Here is a 626-nt window from a genome sequence, read left to right as displayed (position 1 = left end):
GATGGTCGACGACAGCGGGCGCGCGGTGTCGATCCCGGTGATGGGCCGGATCGCGGCCGGCACGCCGATCTCGGCGATCCAGAACCAGAGCCCGATTCGGAAGCCGGCGCAGGAAGCCGCGCTCCTCCAGGGCGGTGATCAGCCGGTGGATGCCCGATTTCGACTTGAGATCGAGGGCGTCCTTCATCTCGTCGAACGACGGCGGAACACCGTCCTCGCGCATCCGCTCGTCGATGAATCGCAGGAGATCCAGCTGTTTACGGGTCAGCATCGGCGCGGCTCGCAGGAATGCGCGGCCACACGAAGGTGGAGCCGCAGAAACAAAACACGAACATGTTAAACGTTCGTCAAGTGTTCCGCAAGGGTTCTCATCGGCCGATCCGACCGGTGCGTCGAATTTCGTCGCGCGCCGAGCCCCTTTTCGATCGCTGCGCTGCGGGGCTCAGCCCTCGAGGCTGCGGCGCACGGCGCGGGCGGTGACCGCCGAGACGCGCACGTTCGATTCCCGCGTCACGCCGGCGATGTGCGGGGTCAGGATGAGGTTCGGCACGTCGATCAGCGCCGCGCCGCCCGCGGCGTCCACGGGCTCCTGGGCGAACACGTCGAGCGCCGCCCCGCCGAGGTGC

Annotated in this window: 1 protein-coding gene and 2 pseudogenes; 1 reads left to right on the top strand and 2 read right to left on the bottom strand. The window is 67.9% G+C overall.

Features of this window, described 5'->3' with window-relative positions; translation table 11 throughout:
- Window positions 1-91: pseudogene (locus FV223_RS29370) on the top strand (repressor LexA); the annotation flags it as partial.
- On the opposite strand, the pseudogene FV223_RS29365 reads toward FV223_RS29370, so the two are convergent.
- Both FV223_RS29365 and FV223_RS29360 read right to left on the bottom strand, forming a co-directional pair.
- Window positions 89-271: pseudogene (locus FV223_RS29365) on the bottom strand (repressor LexA); the annotation flags it as partial. The pseudogenes FV223_RS29370 and FV223_RS29365 overlap by 3 nt on opposite strands.
- A 171-nt stretch (window positions 272-442) precedes the next feature.
- The coding region (locus FV223_RS29360; protein WP_281407493.1) for an NAD(P)-dependent oxidoreductase at window positions 443-626 on the bottom strand (184 nt) is incomplete at its 5' end.

Origin of the sequence: Methylobacterium sp. WL116 (assembly GCF_008039455.1) — a bacterium.
Taxonomy (GTDB): Bacteria; Pseudomonadota; Alphaproteobacteria; order Rhizobiales; family Beijerinckiaceae; genus Methylobacterium.
The sequence above is the reverse complement of the archived record's forward strand: the minus strand, read 5'-3'. Positions and strand labels throughout refer to the sequence as shown.